This is a genomic window from Azorhizophilus paspali (genome assembly GCF_043587585.2).
Lineage (GTDB): Bacteria > Pseudomonadota > Gammaproteobacteria > Pseudomonadales > Pseudomonadaceae > Azotobacter > Azotobacter paspali.
Window position 1 is genome coordinate 1646105 of sequence record NZ_CP171449.1, and the last position, 16901, is coordinate 1663005.

A 16901-nucleotide genomic window follows, 5' to 3' on the forward strand; every position below is an offset into this window, starting at 1 on the left:
GCCTCCTCAGCGGATTGCGATGCGGCGCTGCAGCAGGTTAAGCGGCAACAGTAGGGCGAAGGCCACCACCAGCATCAGCACGCCGATGCTGGTGGCGCCGGTGTAATCGTACTGGTCGAGCTTGACCATGATCAGCAGCGGCAGTATCTCGGTCTTGCCGGGCATGTTGCCGGCGATGAAGATCACCGAGCCGTACTCGCCGATGCCGCGTGCGAAGGCCAGGCCGAAACCGGTCAGCCAAGCCGGCAGCAGCGCCGGCAGCAACACGTGCTGGAAGGCTTGCCAGGGGCTGGCGCCGAGGCAGGCGGCCGCCTCCTCGACTTCGCGCGGAATGTCCGCCAGCACCGGTTGCAGGGTGCGTACCACGAAGGGCAGGGTGATGAAGGTCAGCGCCAGGGCGATGCCCAGCGGGGTATAGGCGATCTTCAGGCCGAACTCGCCGGCGAGCTGGCCGACCGGCCCGGCCGGCGCGTAGAGCGCGGTCAGGGCGATGCCGGCCACCGCGGTGGGCAGGGCGAACGGCAAGTCGATCATCGCGTCGATGATTTTGCGGCCGGGGAACGGATAGCGCACCAGCACCCAGGCCAGCAGGGTGCCGATCACGCCGTTGAGCAGCGCGGCAACGAGGGCAGTACCGAAGCTGAGCTTGAGCGCGGCCAGTACCCGTGGCGCGGAGATGACTTCCCAGAACTGCGCCCAGGTGAGTTGAGATGCGTGGACGAACATGGCGCCTAGGGGAATCAGCACCAACAGACTGAGATACACCAGGGTGTAACCCAGCGTCAGCCCGAAGCCGGGTATGACGGGGGATATGCGGAGGGACATGGACATCTCTCGAATGACTGACAAAGCATCGAGCCACAAGCCGGACTCGTCCGGCTTGTGGCAAGGCCTGCCTGGTTATGGGTTCAGTGCGCCTTGTAGATCTGATCGAACACCCCGCCATCGTTGAAGAACTTCGGCTGGGCGGTTTTCCAGCCGCCGAAATCCTTGTCGATGGTCACCAGCTTGAGGCTGGGGAACTGCTTGGCGAATTCGGCGGCGACCTTCTCGTTGCGCGGACGGTAGAAATTCTTCGCGGCGATGCGCTGGCCTTCCTCACTGTACAGATACGTCAGGTAGGCGGTGGCCACTTCGCGGGTACCCTTGCGGTCGACGTTCTTGTCCACTACCGCCACCGGCGGTTCGGCGAGGATCGACAGCGAAGGCACGACGATCTCGAGGTTTTCCCCGCCCTGTTCCTTCAAAGCCAGGAAGGCCTCGTTTTCCCAGGCCAGCAGGACGTCGCCGATTTTATTGTTGACGAAGGTGATGGTCGAGCCGCGCGCTCCGGTATCTAGCACCGGAACCTGCTTGAAGAGCTGTTCGATATAGGCGCGGGCCTTGTCCTCGCTGCCGTATTGCTGCTGCGCCCAGGCCCAGGCGGCGAGGAAGTTCCAGCGTGCGCCGCCGGAAGTCTTCGGATTCGGGGTGATCACTTCCACACCCGGCTTGACCAGGTCACCCCAGTCCTTGATGCCTTTCGGATTGCCCTTGCGCACCAGGAATACGATGGTCGAGGTGTAGGGTGTGCTGGCCTGCGGCAGGCGGCTCTGCCAGTCCTCGGGAATCAGCTTGCCGAGCTTGTACAATTCATCGATATCGCCAGCCAGGGCCAGGGTCACCACGTCGGCTTTGAGTCCGTCGATCACCGCGCGCGCCTGCTTGCCCGAGCCGCCATGGGACTGCTGGATGGTCACGGGCTCATGGCCCTCGGCCTGCCAGTGCTTGTCGAAGGCGGCGTTGTATTCCCGGTACAACTCGCGGGTCGGGTCGTAGGAAACGTTGAGCAGCAAGGTCTGCGCCTGGGCGGCAGCGCTCAGGCTCAGGCCGGCCAGAGCGGCGAGGGCGAAACGACGGATGGACATGGATACAGCTCCTTGAAGGTATCGAGAATGTGTTTTCGTGGGGGGACGATCGGCGTTGGCATGCGCTGGTGCAGGTGGCTTGAGTCCTGTCTGCACAGAAGGGTCTGGTGCTCGGCTTGTTCTTCTTCATTCAGGTACCCTCCGGTTGTCCAGTCGGGTCGTTCACGCTGGGGGAATCAGGGGGTCTTGTTGGTGTTCTGGGCCTGCAGACGGAATTTCTCCTTGCGTTCGATCTGTACGACCTGACCGTTGTGCACGGTGATCTCCACCGCGCCGAAACGCAGGCCTTTCAGGGCGCTGTGGATTTCGCGCAGGATGTTGGTTTCGTCCTGCCCTTCGAGGCTTCTGAGGGGGGCGCTCATGGCTGTGCTCTCCTTGGATGAGTAGGTTGCCCGGCTGATTGTTCAATAACGTGGGGCGAATATTAGAAGGTAAGCGGTTATTCTTAAAAATACTATTTAGTGATTTTTATATATAAAATAATTATTTGTAGTTTTGTCACTGTATTGTTTTTTGAATAAATAAATAATTTTTTATTCTTTTTTAGAATTTAAAGCCTGGCCTAGACTGGTCGCCATTGCCACACGAGGAGGTCCGCAATGCCTAACCAGAGACTTCGCTACCTGATCCTGCCGGGTTGGCACGGCTCGCCCGAGGAGCATTGGCAGAGCCATTGGCAGCGCACGTTGCCGAACACCGTGCGGGTCGAGCAGGCCGACTGGGACAATCCCGATCCGTTCAGTTGGATCGCTGCGCTCGAGCATGCGGTCGCCGCCGAACACACGCCGGCGATTCTCATCGCCCACAGCCTCGGTTGCGTTACCGTGGCGCGCTGGGCCGCCCAGGCTCCGGCAGCCTCGCTGCGACGGGTGCGCGGGGCGCTGCTGGTGGCGCCGGCGGACGTCGAGCGTCCCGGCTGTCGCGAGCCCCTGCGATGTTTCGCCCCCATCGTCCGCGAACGCCTGCCGTTTCCCAGTCAACTGGTCGGCTCGGACAACGACCCGACCGCGACACCGGCTCGTGCCCTGGAGCTGGCCCGCGACTGGGGTTCGCAGCCGACCATCCTGCCGGGGGCCGGTCATATAAATGTCGATTCCGGGCACCAGCGCTGGGAACAGGGATTCGCTCACCTCTATCGCCTGCAGCAACAGATCGAACAACTGGAGCGGCGCTGCGTATGAGGCGCCCCGGCGCCAGAGAGAGCCGGCGAATGCCGGGGCGCAGCCGTTTCCCACCCGACAATCGCCGATAGCCCCGGGCCTGACCGGCCCGACGGCCAGGTTAGGAGAATCCCATGACTCTTCATCTTCCAGCCGGCCAGCCGCTGCTGACTTTCCCCGATGCCGACAAGAGCCCGCTGAGCATTCGCGCCAAGGCGCTGGTATTCGTCGATCCCCGTTCGCGCAAGTTGCGCGACGAAGTCGAGCGCCTCGCGCCGACCGGCCTGCCGGTACTGATCCGCGGCGAAAGCGGCACCGGCAAGGAGTTGCTGGCCCGGCAGATCCATCGCGAAAGCGGACGTGGCGGCCTGTTCGTCGCGGTCAACTGCGGCGCGCTCAGCCCGACCCGGGCCGAGGCCGAGCTGTTCGGCCATGCCGCCGGGGCCTATACCGGTTCGGCCTGCAGCCGTGCCGGGTGGTTCGGCTCGGCTAACGGCGGCACGCTCTACCTAGACGAGATCGGCGACCTGCCGCTGAGCCTGCAGGGCAAGCTGCTCGCCGCTCTGGAAACCCGCGAGGTGCTGCGTGTCGGTACACAACAGCCAACGCCGGTGGATGTGCGCCTGGTGGCGGCCAGCAGCGTGGATTTGGCTCAGGCGGTGGCCGCCGGCAAGTTCAACGAGCGGCTCCACCGCTACCTCGACGAAGGGCGCCTGGAACTGCCGGCGCTACGCGAGCGGCCGGGGGATATCCTGCCGCTCGCCGAATATTTCCTCGGGGTCTACGCCCAGCGCCTGGAGCTGCCCCTTCCGCAGCTCGGCACGGCGGCCCAGCTTGCCCTGGAACGCTATTCCTGGCCGGGCAACACCCGCGAACTGGAGAGCGTCATCCACTTCGCCCTGCTGGTCTGCAGTGATGACGAAATCCTCCCGGAGCACCTCAATCTGCCGGGCGCCGGGGCGCCGTCGCACCCGCCGCTGACCATCATCGAGGAACAACTGGCCCGACTCGATGCCCATGAGCGAGCGCATCTGCGGGCCCTGCTGGCCCGGCCGGATATCTGACGGCTGCGTTGCGGCGGGAATCCCCGGCGCGCCGAAGGCAGCCGGGGACGAGGAGAGGAAATCAGCGGGCGGCTGTCTGCGGTTGCCAGATGGACACGTCGCGGGCATCGACCTGCTTCGGCAGCAGCCCTTCGGCGAAAAAGGCGTCGGCGATCTTCTGCTGCTCGGCCAGGCTCTCCAGTTGTACCGGACGTACCTGGTAACTGCGTCGGGCATTGGCCTGTTCGACGATCGCCGGGTCCAGGTTGCCCCACAGCGGCGCGAGAATCCGTGCGGCCTCGCGGGGATTGGCGCGCAGCCAGTCGCCGGCCTTGACCAGCTCGGCGAACACCGCTTCCAACACCTGCGGGTGCTCCTTGGCGAAGCGCTGGCTGGTCAGGTAGTAGCGCTGGTAGGCGGCCAACTTCTTGCCGTCGGCCAGGGTGCGGGTCGACAACTGACGCTGGGCGCCGCTGAGGAAGGGTTCCCAGGTCACCCAGGCGTCTACCTTGGCGTTCTCGAAAGCGGCGCGGCCGTCGGCCGGGGTCAGGTAGGCCGGTTCGATGTCGGAAAACTTTAGACCGGCTTCGGCCAGTGCGGCGAGCAGCAGGTAGTGACTGCCGGCGGCCTTGGTCACCGCCACCCTTTTGCCCTTGAGATCGGCCAGGCTACGCAGCGGCGAGTCGGCGCGTACTAGGATCGCCTGGGCGGCCGGCGATGGCTCCTCCTGGGCGAAATAGGCGAGATGGGCGCCGGCGGCCTGGGCGAACACCGGCACGGTATCGGCGACATCGGCGGTCAGGTCCAGGTTGCCGACGTTGAGCGCCTCCAGCAGCGGCTGGCCACTGGTGAACTCGTGCCAACTGAGGCGGATACCCTGGGCGGACAAGTTTTTTTCCAGGGTGCCGCGGGCCTTCAGCAGAACGATCAGGGTGGAGGATTTCTGGTAGCCGATGCGCAGCTCGGTTTCCGCCTGGGCGGGCAGGGCGGCGCACAGCCCCAGGGCGAGGCCGAGACCGAGCAGAGCGCGGCGGCTGAGAGAGACGAACAGGGGCATGAAAGACCTCGTGGATAGGGTTCCGGTCACCGCGAAGGAGCGGAACGACAGAGCTTGGCAATAAATGCGGGAAGTCCGGTGGCCCGGTCGTTGCAAACTAGATTATCTAAAAATAGGCATGCCAATAATTTCATGGCATATGGATATGTCCAGCCGTGCCCTGAGAAGACCTGAGAAGAAAGGATGGTGGCAGATAGCAAGTTTGGTAATTCAGGTATAAGAAAGTGAAAAATAATTCTTTTTAGGGATAAAGGATTTCTTTTAGATTGCACCCCCAGCCGATAGCGGATCACCGCACCGAGCCCGATTATGGGGCTCTTTTCCCACCAGCAACCTCCTCGCAGCGTTCGCCGGCCCGAGAGCCCCGCCATGCATTCCGAGAATTACGAACAGGCATTTGGAGCATCGAGCATGAACAAGTCTTACCTGGCCCTGACGGTCCTCCTCGGCGGGGTTGCGCAGCAAGCGGGCGCTGCCGGGTTCTTCGAGGACAGCAAGGCCAACTTAGGACTGCGTAACTTCTATTTCAATCAGGACAACCGCGACGGCGCCGCCCCTCCATCCAAGCAGGAGGAGTGGGGCCAGGGCTTCATCCTCGACTACAAGTCCGGCTACACCCCAGGGCCGGTCGGCTTCGGCGTTGACGCCCTCGGCCTGTTGGGCGTCCGCCTCGACTCCGGCAAGGGCACCCACTACAACCCGACCAGCGCCAACAACAGCGGCCAGTTGTTCCCCACCGAAAGTAACGGCCGCGCCGTGCACGAATACGGTAGCGTGGGGCTGACCGCCAAGGTGCGTTTCTCCAAGACCGAGGCGCGCCTGGGCACCTTCCTGCCCAAGCTGCCGGTGGTGACCCACAACGATGGCCGCCTGTTGCCGCAGACCTTCGAGGGCGCGCAGTTGACCAGTAACGAGATCGACAACCTGACGCTGATCGGCGGCAAGTTCGAGCGCGCCAAGGGCCGTAGCTCGACCAACAGCGGCCCGCTGTCGATCGCCGGCGCCAACAACGCGCAGACCGGCAAGTTCAGCAACCAGTTCTACTTCGTCGGCGGCGACTACAAGGTCGGCAAGAACCTCCTGCTGCAGTACTACTACGGCAACCTGGAGGACTTCTATGTGCAGCACTTCCTCGGCCTGCAGCACGACTGGAAACTGCCGGTGGGTCTTTTGAAGACCGACCTGCGCTACTTCAACAGCGACTCCGACGGCAAGAACGCCAGCGTCTCCGGGCGTGCCGAGGGGTATCGCAGCAGCGGCTACTGGTCGGCCGGCGACTCGGAGCGGGGCGAAGTCGACAACCGCGCCTGGAGCGCCAAATTCACCTACCTGCTAGAGGCCCACGAGCTGAGCTTCGGCGTGCAGCGGCTGTCCGGCAACAGCGATTTCCCGGTGCTCAACCAGGGCGACGGCTACACCGCCTATCTGATCACCGACAGCCAGATCAACAAGTTCCTGCGCGCCGGCGAGCGTACCTGGCGGGCCAGTTACGCCTACGATTTCGCCAAGCTTGGCATGCCGGGCCTGAAGGCCTCGGCGGTCTACCTGTACGGCGACAACATCGACACCAATGGCAGCGACGCCAGCGAGTGGGAGCGCAACCTGCGCCTGGATTACGTTCTGCAGGGCGGCCTGTTCAAGGGCGTCGGTTTCTCCTACCGGCACGCCACGCTGCGCAGCGACGTGGCCTCGCAGCGCAGCCTCGACGAAAATCGTTTCTATATCACCTACAGCCTGTCGCTGCTCTGAACGCGATGCGCATGCTGCAGGCGTAAACCCGAATACCAAAAGGCTGGGTCATATCGACCTCTTAGCCGGCCCCCGAGGCCGGTTTTTTTTGGTTCGTCCGCCCACCGTATCCCGCCTGCCGCCTCCGACCGGTTCGTAGAGCGGGGTGACCCGCCGATGCGGGCGCCGATCTTTGCAGGTTGGCGGCGTTCAGTCGCCCAGCAAAGCTGCGCCAAGCGATCGCCATGGCGTCGGACTTTTGCCGCCCTCCCGGAGCGAATTCATTCGCGATCGGGCGAGGAGAACCTCGGTGCAGGCCCGGTAATACCGATCTCCATCCCGATGTTGCGCCAAAGTACGAAATAAAATTCATCGTTCAATGTTTTTTCGGTATCCAGGAAAAACTTTTAAATTTATTTCAGTTTTTGACACTGGTCGTGCAATTTCATATCGGTCGTATTTCTTTGTGTCGACAAGAGCGGGTCTGGCGTTCGTTCGCCAGGGACTCCCGTTCGAGCCGTCGTATCAAGTTCCGACGGGCTGGCCGCCGAGGTGCGCATCTTTCCCTAGGTGCTGCCGATGATGCGTGCCCAGTACCCAGGCTTGGAACTGAGCTTCCAAAGCTTCACCACCCGAGCAAATCCAGGCGCTGCTCGACAGGAGTATTGATGCGGCCTCCCTTCGTCCACCGCTCGTCCACCCGCAACTGAGCGGCGAGGCGGTCGTGACCGAGCGGCTGGCCCTTCTGGCCGACCATCCGCTGACGGCGCAGGAGCGCATGGCCCCATCCGAGCTGGCCGACGCCTAGTTCATCCTGAAAAAATGGATTTGTTCGGAAGATTCTCAATGACTCAGTAAAGAGTCACATTGACCGCCTCGGTGCCACTGGACAGACACTGATAGATAGCATTGGGAGGAAAAGCATTGCCCGTACCACAGTTTTTTGCGCACTCCGGCTCCAACCCGGACAAAAGTGACTGGCAACCTTTAGCCGAACATTTGCAATCGGTGAGCCATCTGGCTGCCGAAAAGGCCGGTATTTTCGGCGGCCAGCAACTGGCGGGGATTGCCGGTCTGCTGCATGACCTTGGCAAGTACACCGACGAGTTTCAGCGCAGGATCGGTGGCGATCTGATCCGAGTCGATCACGCCACACGCGGGGCTATGCTGGCCGTCGAGCGTTATGGCCCATTGGGGCGACTGCTGGCCTACGCCATTGCCGGTCATCACGCCGGGCTGGCCAATGGCCGCGATCCGGGCGAGCGCAGCACGCTGGAGGAGCGGCTCAAGGGGCTGGGATTGCCGCCCTTGCTGGCGCAGTGGCAGGCAGAAATCCAACTGCCCGAGCGTCCGCAACTGCCGCCGATCACGGGGCGCAAGGAACGTATCATCTTCCAACAGGCCTTTCTGGCCCGCATGCTGTTTTCCTGCCTGGTGGATGCCGACTTTCTCGATACCGAAGCTTATTACGACAGAATCGAGCAACGCCCGTCGCGCCGATCTGCACGACCTTCATTGCCGCACTTGCAGCAGGCACTGAATACCCATCTGGCGGGCTTTCGCGCCGACTCGCCAGTCAACCGCATCCGTGCCGACATCCTCGGCCATGTGCGCCAGCAGGCAGTACAGGAGCCGGGCCTGTTTTCGCTGACCGTGCCCACCGGTGGCGGCAAGACGCTGGCCTCGCTGGCCTTCGCGCTGGATCACGCCATCCGCCATGGCCTGCGTCGCATCATCTATGTGATTCCCTTCACCAGCATCGTCGAGCAGAACGCCGCCGTGTTCCGCAAGGCGTTGGGCGCGTTCGGCGAGCAGGCGGTGCTGGAGCATCACAGCGCCTTTAGCGATAACCGCGCGCAAGACCGGCAGGCCCGCGACAAGCTGCGGTTGGCGATGGAGAATTGGGATGCGCCGATCATCGTTACCACGGCCGTGCAGTTCTTCGAGAGTCTGTATGCCGACCGGCCCTCGCGTTGTCGCAAGCTGCACAACATCGCCGGCAGCGTGATTATTCTCGACGAGGCGCAAACTTTGCCGCTGCGCCTGTTGCGCCCCTGTGTGACCGTCATCGACGAGCTGGCGCTCAACTACCGCTGCAGCCCGGTGCTTTGTACCGCCACCCAGCCGGCACTGCAGGCCCCGGAGTTCCGGGGTGGGCTGCAGGGCGTGCGCGAGCTGGCTCCGCAGCCGGAGCAACTGTTCCAGCAACTGGCGCGGGTACAAGTCCGCCAAGTGGGCATCCTCAGCGATGCCGCACTGCAACAGCGGATGGCCGAGCGTGAGCAGGTGCTGTGCATCGTCAATAATCGCCGGCATGCCCGCGTCTTGTATGAGTCGATAGCTGACAGTGACGGGGCGCGGCATCTGACCACCCTGATGTGTGCCCGCCACCGCAGTCAGGTACTGGCCGAGGTGCGCCAGCGCCTGCGGGATGGCTTGCCATGCCGGTTGGTGGCCACCTCGCTGATCGAGGCGGGCGTGGACGTGGATTTCCCGACGGTGCTGCGCGCCGAAGCCGGACTGGATTCGATTGCCCAGGCGGCCGGGCGCTGCAACCGCGAGGGGCTGCGGGCTCTGGAGGCCAGTGAGGTGCTGGTGTTCCAGGTGGAAAATCCGGACTGGAAGGCTCCGCAAGACCTGCGGCAATTCGCTCAGACGGCCCGCGAAGTGTTGCGCAATACCACTGATGATCCGCTGGCACCGGGAGTTATTACCTGAATGGCCCGCTGATCCTCTGAACCGCGAACCCCAAGCGACCGGCAAAACTCCGGCAGGTTCGCGCGCTCCTTCACAACTCGGATTTCCTGCCTGTCTGCTCTGGCTTCATCTTCGACTGGACAGAGAAAGGCCGCTGCATCCGCTGGTTCGCATAGAGTCGGCAATTCCACTTTACAGATCAACAGGTTATACATACGGGGTCACGCCCTACGCGGGCGTGTGGATTGAAACTCCCTACGGGGCGCCCACCTGTTGGCCATGTTTGTCACGCCCCACGCGGGCGTGTGGATTGAAACACGCCGGCTGCAAGGGTGTTTTCCACGTCAGGCAGTCACGCCCCACGCAGGCGTGCGGATTGAAACAATCGTGTACCGCAGCACAAGTAGCTTGATGCCCAGCCACGCTCCTCACGGGCATATGGATTGGAACGCGTCTTGGTCGGGCGTGTTCGACTCGATAATGGAAAAGAGGTCGACACGTTCGTAGCTGATGCCCAATCTTTTCATCGAGCAGGCAACAAGTAGGCTGGACAACCGCACAGCTATCTACCACCGTACCCGCTGGGTAATCGCCATGCGAGTTACCCAGGCTACGGTTTCCGGGGTGCGGCTGCCCGCCCTGGTCGCGATGACACGACATGCCCTAACGCCGGTTCAGGCCCCGAGCCAGGCGGTCGCCGCCGTATTGCAGCAGGCAGACCAGGGCGACCAGCACGACGATCACGGTGATCATGGTCTGGCTGTCGAAGCGTTGGTAGCCGTAGCGGTAGGCCAGGTCGCCGAGGCCACCGGCACCGATGGCGCCGGCCATCGCCGAGGCGTTGATCAGGGTCACCAGGGTGATGGTGAAGCCGCCGACCAGCCCAGGGCGGGCCTCCGCCAGCAGTACGTGCCAGATGATGTGCCGGCGTTGGCAGCCCATCGCCTGGGCGGCCTCGATCAGGCCGGGGTCGACCTCGCGCAGGCTGACCTCAGCGATCCGCGCGAAGAACGGCGTGGCGGCGATGGTCAGCGGCACCACCGCGGCCCAGACGCCGTAGCTGGTGCCGACCAGCAGGCGGGTGAAGGGGATCAGCGCGACCATCAGGATCAGGAAGGGCACCGAGCGGAACAGGTTGACCAGCCAGCCGACCACCCGGTTCAGGTGCGGCGCCTCGAACAGGCCGCCGCGCGAGGTGGTGACCAGCAGCACCGCCAGCGGGATGCCGAGGACCAGGGCCAGAAAGGCCGAGGCCCCGACCATCAGCAGGGTGTCGAGCAGGGCCTGCCAGAGGCGCTCAAGCAGCGGCGACATAGCCCAGTACCTCCACGCTATCGGCCAATTCCAGCGCCTGCCGGCGCAGCGCTTCCGTGGCCAGGGGCGTGTCCGCCACGGCCAGCAGCAGTTGTCCCAGGGTGCGTCCCTGGATGCGTTCGACGCCGCCCTGCAGCAGGGTCACCCGGCCGCCGAGGTGCGCGCCGAGCCCGGCCAGGTCCGGCTCGCGGTCGCTCGCCCCGGTGTAGCGCAGCTCCAGCAGCAGGCGGTCGTTCGGCTGCCGGCGGACGTTCTGCAACTGTCCCAGTAGGTCCTCGGGCAGTTTCTGCTGCAGCGGCGCCAGCAGTGTGCGGGTGGCCGGATGGCGGGGCGCGCCAAACACCTGCCAGATCGGCCCCTGCTCGACCAGTTCGCCGTGCTCCAGCACCGCCACGCGGTCGCAGATCTCGCGGATCACCTCCATCTCGTGGGTGATCAGCACTATGGTCAGCCGCAGCCGCCGGTTGATCTCGCGCAGCAGGGCGAGGATCGACTGGGTGGTTTCCGGGTCGAGCGCCGAGGTCGCCTCGTCGCAGAGCAGAATCTGCGGATCGTGGACCAGCGCGCGGGCGATGCCCACGCGCTGCTTCTGGCCACCGGAAAGCTGCGCCGGGTAGGCGTCGCGCTTGCTTTCCAGACCGACTAGGCGCAGCACTTCCTCGACCTTGCGCTGGCGCCGCTCGCGCGGCACTCCGGCGACCCGCAGGGGCAGCTCGACGTTCTCGCCGACGGTCTTCGCCGACAGCAGGTTGAAGTGTTGGAAGATCATGCCGATGCGCCGGCGCAGGGCGACCAGGCGCTCGCTGTCATAGCCACCGATGTCCTCGCCGTCGATCAGCACCTGGCCTTCGCTGGGCTGTTCCAGGCGGTTGATGGTGCGCAAGAGGGACGACTTGCCAGCGCCGCTGCGACCGATGATGCCGAAGATCTCGCCGCGGCGGACCGCCAGGTCGATGCCGCGCAGGGCCTGCACCGTGCCCTGGGCGCCCTCGTAGCGCTTGCCCAGACCGGAAAAGCGCAGGTGGACGCTCTGCGCCTCGACGCCGGCGCTGGCCCGCGCGGCGGAGGGCGCTGGGGCGTCTCGTTCCGGCGGGGCGTCGTCGAAGTAACGGAAGTCGGAGGTCAGACTGTTCATGCTCATTTCTTCTCCCAGCCGGGCACGTAGAGGCCGCCCAAGCTCTGGTCGAGCGCGGCGCGCACCGCGCTCGAGTGCTGGTAGATGTCGATGAAGCGGCGCAGGCGCGGATCGTCCTTGCCCTGCGGGCGGGCGACGAACTGGATCACGTATTCCGGGTGGTCCAGGCCGTCGAACAGCAGCGCCGAGTGCGGATCGACGGCGTTGGACAGGCGGATGTAGAGGGGATAGCCCTGGGCCAGGTCGACGTCGTCCAGGGCGCGCACCAGTTGCACCGCCTCCAGTTCGATGATGTCGAGCTTCTTCGGATTGGCGGTGATGTCGTCCAGGGTGGCCTTGTAGCCGATGCCCGGCTTTAGGGTGATCAGCCCAGCCTTTTCCAGCAGCAGCAGGCCGCGCCCGCCGTTCACCGGGTCGTTGGCGATGGCCACCTTGGCGCCCTCCGGCAGCTCGGCGAAGCTCTTGTACTTCTTCGAATAGAGGCCGACGTTGTTCAGCACGCCGGGGGCCACCGGCACCAGGTCGTAGCCGCCTTCCTTCCTGGCGTTCTCCAGGAAGGGAATGTGCTGGAAGTAGTTGGCGTCGATGTCGCCGTGGGCCAGGGTGGTGTTCGGCGAGATCCAGTCGCTGAACTCGACCAGATCGACCTTGATGCCTTCCTTGGCGGCTTCGGCGACCGCCACTTCGAGGGGCGGGGCGAAGGCCGCGGTGGTGCCGATCTTCAGAGGGGCATCGCTGGCCATGCCAAGGGTGGAGAAGCCGAGCAGGGCGCCGCAGGCGAGGGTCTTGAGCCAGTGGCGGCGGGAGAGGGACGGGAACGACATGAAAGGTTTCCTTGTGCTGGGGAAGTCGGATCGAAATCGGGGTCAGGCGCGTCTGGCACGCGCGTCGGTACGGCTCAAGGCGCGCCAGGCCGCGCCGGGATGGCTGGCGGGTAGGCGCGCTCCGGCGGCGAAGAGCTTCTCGCGCAGGCTGCCCTCGGCGTAGGCGGTCTTGTAAAGGCCGCGGTCCTGCAGTTCGGGCACCACCAGGTCGATGAAATCGGCGTAGCTTTCCGGGGTCACCGTGCGGGTCAGGTTGAAGCCGTCCAGGTCGGTCCGCTCGACCCACTCGGCGATGGCGTCGGCGACCTGCTGCGGCGAGCCGACGATGGCCGGGTAACGACCGCCTAGGGCGTGCTGTTCCAACAGCTTGCGCTTGGTCCAGCCGCTGCCGGGGGCGGTGAAGGTCTTGGCCACCGACTCGATGGCGTTGGTCTTGCGGTAGCGGATCGGCTCGTCGAGGTCATAGGCATCCAGATCGATGCCGATCGAGCTGGACAGGTGCGCCAGGCCGGCTTCCGGGTTGGCGTGACGCAGGTATTCGGCGTGCTTATCGCGGGCCTCGGCCGCGCTCGGCGCGACGATCACGGTCAACCCCATGAACAGTTTGACGGCATCCGCCGGCCGGCCGGCGGCAACTGCCTCGGCGCGTACCTGGCGAACCTGCTCGGCGACCGCCTGGGGCTGCTGGCCGTTGATGAACACGCCCTCGGCGTGGCGCCCGGCGAAGCGCCGGCCGCGCTCCGAGGTGCCGGCCTGGAACAGCAGCGGCGTGCGTTGCGGCGAGGGCGTGCACAGGTGGTAGCCCTCGACCCGGTAGAACTCGCCGTGATGCTCGACCTTGTGCACCCGTGCCGGGTCGGCGTAGCGGCGGCCGGCGCGGTCTTCGAGCACGGCGCCGTCCTCCCAACTGCCTTCCCAGAGCTTGTAGAGCACTTCCAGGTACTCGTCGGCCTGGTCGTAGCGGCGGTCGTGCTCCACCTGCCGCTCCAGGCCCAGGGCGCGCGCGGCGCTTTCCAGGTAGCCGGTGACGATGTTCCAGCCGACCCGCCCGCGGCTCAGGTGGTCGAGGGTCGACAAGCGCCGAGCGAGCAGGTAGGGCGGCTCGTAGCTGAGGCTGGCGGTGACGCCGAAGCCCAGGTGGCGGGTCGCCCCGGCCATCGCCGAGACCAGCATCAGCGGGTCGTTGACCGGTAGCTGGATAGCCTCGCGTAGGGTCAGCTCGACCGACTGGCGGTAGACGTCGTAGACCCCGGCGATGTCGGCGATGAACAGCCCGTCGAACAACCCGCGTTCGAGCAGCCGGGCCAGGTCGGTCCAGTATTCCAGGCTGTTGAACTCGATCGAGCGGTCGCGCGGGTGGGTCCACAGACCATGGTTGATATGGCCCACGCAATTCATGTTGAAGGCGTTGAAGAGGATCTGCTTGCGGCTCATCAGATGGTCCCCCTGCGTGGCGGCAGGGCGTCGTTCAGGTAGTAGTTGCCCACCGCGTGGTACTTCCAGCGCACCGGGTCGTGCAGGGTATGGGTGCGCGCGTTGCGCCAGTGGCGGTCGAGGTTGTACTCGGCCAGGGTGGCGCGGCTGCCGCCTAGTTCGAGCAGGCGGTTGGCGGCGTCCAGGGCGACCTCGGTGGTGATTGCGCGGGCTTCGGCGACGGCGATCGAGGCGGCCGCCACGCTTTCCGCGTCGGGCGCGGCCTGGGCGCGGTCGACGGACTCGCCGGCGCGTTCGAGCAACGCCTCGGCGCCCTGCAGGCGGCTGCTCAGGCGGCCGAGGATCTGCAGGGTGAGCGGGTCCTCGGTGGCGCTGCCCACTCCCGAGTCGATCCAGGGACGGGCACGGCGGCCGACGAAGGCCAGGGTGTCTTCCCAGGCGGCGCGGGCGATGCCTGCATCGATGGCGGCGTGCAACAACTGGGCGAGCGGACCGACGGTGGTCGGCCGGGCGAAGGCGCTTTGGAAGGGCACCACGTCCTCGGCGGCGACCGGCACCTCGTTGAAGTTCACCGTGCCGCTGGCCGAGGTGCGCTGGCCGAAGCCGTCCCAATCGTCGACGATCTCCAGCCCCGGCGCGTGGCGTTCGACGAAGGCCAGTTGCTGGACGCCGTCGTCGTCGATCGCCAGGGTCGGCACGCGCTGGGCGTAGAGCGCGCCGGTGGCGTAGAACTTGCGCCCTTGGATGCGGTAGCCGCCACCTTCGCGGCGTAGCCGCGTGGTGCGCTCCTGGGCGGTGCGCGTGCCGATCTCGGCCAGCGCGTTGCCGAAGCGCGCCCCGGCCAGCACCTCGGCGTAGAGGCGGCGTCGCTGCTCGGGGCTGCCGTTCACCCGCAGCACTTCCAGGGCATAGAAATGGTTCTGCGGGATATGCCCGAGGGACGCGTCGGCACGGGCGATGCGGGCGATCACCAGGGCCAGGGTGACGCTGGACACCCCGGCGCCGCCATAGGCGCGCGGCACCGTGATGCCGCCGAGGCCGGTGCGCGAGAAGAGTTCCAGCTCGGCATGCGGCAAGCGCCGTTCGCGGTCGCGCACGGAGGCGTCGCGGACGAATTCCGCGGCCACTTCGTCGGCGATCTGCAGGGCCTGGATGTCGTTTTCGATCAGTGCGGCCTGGCCGCGCGAAAAGCCTTGGGGGACGGACATGGCGACCTCAGATCCAGGAGTGGCGCGCCGGTCGGGCGCCGTTCAGGTGGTAGTTGCCGATCGCGTGGCATTTCCAGCGCAGCGGATCGTGCAGGGTGTGGGTGCGGGCGTTGCGCCAGTGGCGGTCGAGGTCGAATTCGGCCAAAGTGGCGCGGCTGCCGGCCAGCTCCAGCAGCTTCTCGCCGGCCAGCACGGCGACCTCGGTGGTCAGCACCTTGGCCTCGGCCACGGTGATCGAGGCGCGGGCAGCGGAGTCGGCGTCGACGGGCACCGCGGCGACCTCGTCGAGCACCCGGCCGGCCCGGCGCAGCAGCGCCTCGGCGGCATGCAGGTCGATCTGCAGGCGGCCGACCTCGGCGATCACGTAGGGATCGTCCGAGGCGCGCTCGACGTTGGCGTCGATCCACGGCCGGGCGCGCTGGCGCACGAAAGCGATGGCGTCGTCCAGCGCGGCGCGGGCGATGCCGGCGTCGATGGCGGCCTGGATCAGTTGCGAAGCGGCGCCCTGGATGTTCGGTTTTTCCGCGAGGCGCCAGACTTCCACCAGGTTCTCCGCGGCCACCGGCACCCGGTCGAGCAGCACGGTACCGCTGGCGGTGGTGCGCTGGCCGAAGCCCGACCAGTCGTTGAGGATGCGCAGCCCCGGCGTGCCGCGCGGTATCAGCGCCATCACTAGGCGGCCTTTGTTGTCGATGGCCTTGGCGGTGATCCAGTGGGCGAATAGCGCGCCGGTGGAATAGAACTTCTCGCCGCTCAGGCGATAGCCGTCGCCGTCGTGTTCGAGGCGGGCCTGGACATCCAGGGTGTGGCGGGTGCCGCGCTCGGGGCCCGAGTTGGCGATGCGCTCGCCGCGCAGCACAGCCTTGTAGAAACGTTCTTTCTGCTCCTCGCTGGCGCTGCCTTCGAGCAGGCCGAGGATGCCGAACTGGTTCTGCGGGATCTGCCCGAGCGAAGGATCGGCGGCGGAGATCAGGCGGAACACTTCGGCGATGGTGACGAAGGACAGGCTCGGCCCGCCGTAGGCGCGGGGAATGCCGATGCCGCCTAGGCCGCTGGCGCTGAACAGCTCGACCTCGTCCCACGGCAACTGGCGCAGCCGGTCGCGCTGCGCGGCGCCGGCCAGCGCCTGGCGCGCCACGGCACGGGCGGCCTCGAGGGCTTCGCCGTCGCTGCGCAGCAGCCGGGCGCGGGTGAAGCGGGGAGGGCTGTCCAGGTCGCTGGACGTAGCTTCAGGTGCCGGACGTTGGGCGTCCAGGGCTTGGGAAAGTGACGGACTGGTCATGCCTTACCTCGTCTTCAGGAGGGCGCCGTGCGGGGCCTCGGAAGAGGAGGCACTTGAGATCGGCGCGGGAAAGCGATGCTCCGGTGGTCCGGTTTTTATATCTTGATTCGAT

Annotated in this window: 15 protein-coding genes; 5 read left to right on the top strand and 10 right to left on the bottom strand. The window is 65.5% G+C overall.

What is annotated here, in order from left to right; translation table 11 throughout:
• Positions 1-6 precede the first annotated feature (6 nt).
• From cysT to oscA, 3 genes are all read right to left on the bottom strand, one after another.
• Positions 7-825, bottom strand: a complete 819-nt coding sequence (gene cysT / locus ACGI6K_RS08230; RefSeq protein WP_376946065.1) for a sulfate ABC transporter permease subunit CysT — start codon at positions 823-825, stop codon at positions 7-9.
• 83 nt (positions 826-908) lie between these two features.
• A complete protein-coding gene (locus ACGI6K_RS08235) occupies positions 909-1907 on the bottom strand; it encodes a sulfate ABC transporter substrate-binding protein (protein ID WP_376946067.1) in 999 nt (332 codons plus the stop codon).
• A 176-nt stretch (positions 1908-2083) separates the two neighbouring features.
• Positions 2084-2269, bottom strand: coding sequence for a sulfur starvation response protein OscA (gene oscA, locus ACGI6K_RS08240; RefSeq protein ID WP_012701718.1), 186 nt, complete (start codon positions 2267-2269; stop codon positions 2084-2086).
• A 237-nt stretch (positions 2270-2506) separates the two neighbouring features.
• Here oscA and ACGI6K_RS08245 point away from each other — a divergent pair, with 237 nt between their 5' ends.
• The gene (locus ACGI6K_RS08245; protein WP_376946069.1) at positions 2507-3088 is read left to right on the top strand and encodes an RBBP9/YdeN family alpha/beta hydrolase; all 582 of its coding nucleotides are present in this window, start codon (positions 2507-2509) and stop codon (positions 3086-3088) included.
• Between the two features lie 113 nt (positions 3089-3201).
• On the top strand, positions 3202-4131 hold the full coding sequence (locus ACGI6K_RS08250; RefSeq protein WP_376946071.1) for a sigma 54-interacting transcriptional regulator: 930 nt from the start codon (positions 3202-3204) through the stop codon (positions 4129-4131).
• 61 nt (positions 4132-4192) lie between these two features.
• Here ACGI6K_RS08250 and ACGI6K_RS08255 read toward each other — a convergent pair whose 3' ends face one another.
• Positions 4193-5167, bottom strand: a complete 975-nt coding sequence (locus ACGI6K_RS08255; protein WP_376946073.1) for an aliphatic sulfonate ABC transporter substrate-binding protein — start codon at positions 5165-5167, stop codon at positions 4193-4195.
• A 411-nt stretch (positions 5168-5578) separates the two neighbouring features.
• Here ACGI6K_RS08255 and ACGI6K_RS08260 point away from each other — a divergent pair, with 411 nt between their 5' ends.
• The 3 genes from ACGI6K_RS08260 (at position 5579) to ACGI6K_RS08270 (ending at position 9613) form a co-directional block, all read left to right on the top strand.
• A complete protein-coding gene (locus ACGI6K_RS08260; protein ID WP_376946075.1) occupies positions 5579-6916 on the top strand; it encodes an OprD family porin in 1338 nt (445 codons plus the stop codon).
• Between the two features lie 643 nt (positions 6917-7559).
• Positions 7560-7703 carry a hypothetical protein gene (locus tag ACGI6K_RS08265; RefSeq protein ID WP_376946156.1) on the top strand — a complete coding sequence of 48 codons (144 nt, stop codon included), beginning with the start codon at positions 7560-7562 and terminating at the stop codon, positions 7701-7703.
• A gap of 200 nt (positions 7704-7903) precedes the next feature.
• Positions 7904-9613, top strand: coding sequence for a CRISPR-associated endonuclease Cas3'' (locus ACGI6K_RS08270; RefSeq protein ID WP_376946077.1), 1710 nt, complete (start codon positions 7904-7906; stop codon positions 9611-9613).
• Positions 9614-10255: 642 nt separating this feature from the next.
• Here the strand turns inward: ACGI6K_RS08270 and ACGI6K_RS08275 are convergent.
• Genes ACGI6K_RS08275 through ACGI6K_RS08300 form a run of 6 tightly spaced genes read right to left on the bottom strand, consistent with a single transcriptional unit; the run spans position 10256 to position 16789 of the window.
• Entirely contained in the window at positions 10256-10906 is a 651-nt protein-coding gene (locus ACGI6K_RS08275) for a methionine ABC transporter permease (protein WP_376946079.1), read from the bottom strand.
• A complete protein-coding gene (locus tag ACGI6K_RS08280; RefSeq protein WP_376946082.1) occupies positions 10890-12047 on the bottom strand; it encodes a methionine ABC transporter ATP-binding protein in 1158 nt (385 codons plus the stop codon). The genes ACGI6K_RS08275 and ACGI6K_RS08280 overlap by 17 nt, the downstream gene beginning before the upstream one ends.
• A complete protein-coding gene (locus ACGI6K_RS08285; protein ID WP_376946084.1) occupies positions 12044-12865 on the bottom strand; it encodes a MetQ/NlpA family ABC transporter substrate-binding protein in 822 nt (273 codons plus the stop codon). Before ACGI6K_RS08285 ends, ACGI6K_RS08280 begins: the two co-directional genes overlap by 4 nt.
• Before the next feature lie 42 nt (positions 12866-12907).
• A complete protein-coding gene (locus ACGI6K_RS08290) occupies positions 12908-14299 on the bottom strand; it encodes an LLM class flavin-dependent oxidoreductase (RefSeq protein ID WP_376946086.1) in 1392 nt (463 codons plus the stop codon).
• Positions 14299-15507: an SfnB family sulfur acquisition oxidoreductase gene (locus ACGI6K_RS08295; protein WP_376946088.1), complete on the bottom strand. Its 1209-nt coding sequence runs from the start codon at positions 15505-15507 to the stop codon at positions 14299-14301. The genes ACGI6K_RS08290 and ACGI6K_RS08295 overlap by 1 nt, the downstream gene beginning before the upstream one ends.
• 7 nt (positions 15508-15514) lie before the next feature.
• The gene (locus ACGI6K_RS08300; RefSeq protein WP_376946090.1) at positions 15515-16789 is read right to left on the bottom strand and encodes an SfnB family sulfur acquisition oxidoreductase; all 1275 of its coding nucleotides are present in this window, start codon (positions 16787-16789) and stop codon (positions 15515-15517) included.
• Positions 16790-16901: the final 112 nt, after the last annotated feature.

Bases quoted from the DNA above. Each gene is read 5' to 3' on its own strand.
- ACGI6K_RS08290 (WP_376946086.1), bottom strand. From the start codon at position 14,299: ATGAGCCGCAAGCAGATCCTCTTCAACGCCTTCAACATGAATTGCGTG.
- ACGI6K_RS08235 (WP_376946067.1), bottom strand. From the start codon at position 1,907: ATGTCCATCCGTCGTTTCGCCCTCGCCGCTCTGGCCGGCCTGAGCCTG.
- ACGI6K_RS08280 (WP_376946082.1), bottom strand. From the start codon at position 12,047: ATGAGCATGAACAGTCTGACCTCCGACTTCCGTTACTTCGACGACGCC.
- ACGI6K_RS08250 (WP_376946071.1), top strand. From the start codon at position 3,202: ATGACTCTTCATCTTCCAGCCGGCCAGCCGCTGCTGACTTTCCCCGAT.
- ACGI6K_RS08260 (WP_376946075.1), top strand. From the start codon at position 5,579: ATGAACAAGTCTTACCTGGCCCTGACGGTCCTCCTCGGCGGGGTTGCG.
- oscA (WP_012701718.1), bottom strand. From the start codon at position 2,269: ATGAGCGCCCCCCTCAGAAGCCTCGAAGGGCAGGACGAAACCAACATC.
- cysT (WP_376946065.1), bottom strand. From the start codon at position 825: ATGTCCCTCCGCATATCCCCCGTCATACCCGGCTTCGGGCTGACGCTG.
- ACGI6K_RS08245 (WP_376946069.1), top strand. From the start codon at position 2,507: ATGCCTAACCAGAGACTTCGCTACCTGATCCTGCCGGGTTGGCACGGC.
- ACGI6K_RS08295 (WP_376946088.1), bottom strand. From the start codon at position 15,507: ATGTCCGTCCCCCAAGGCTTTTCGCGCGGCCAGGCCGCACTGATCGAA.
- ACGI6K_RS08255 (WP_376946073.1), bottom strand. From the start codon at position 5,167: ATGCCCCTGTTCGTCTCTCTCAGCCGCCGCGCTCTGCTCGGTCTCGGC.
- ACGI6K_RS08275 (WP_376946079.1), bottom strand. From the start codon at position 10,906: ATGTCGCCGCTGCTTGAGCGCCTCTGGCAGGCCCTGCTCGACACCCTG.
- ACGI6K_RS08300 (WP_376946090.1), bottom strand. From the start codon at position 16,789: ATGACCAGTCCGTCACTTTCCCAAGCCCTGGACGCCCAACGTCCGGCA.
- ACGI6K_RS08285 (WP_376946084.1), bottom strand. From the start codon at position 12,865: ATGTCGTTCCCGTCCCTCTCCCGCCGCCACTGGCTCAAGACCCTCGCC.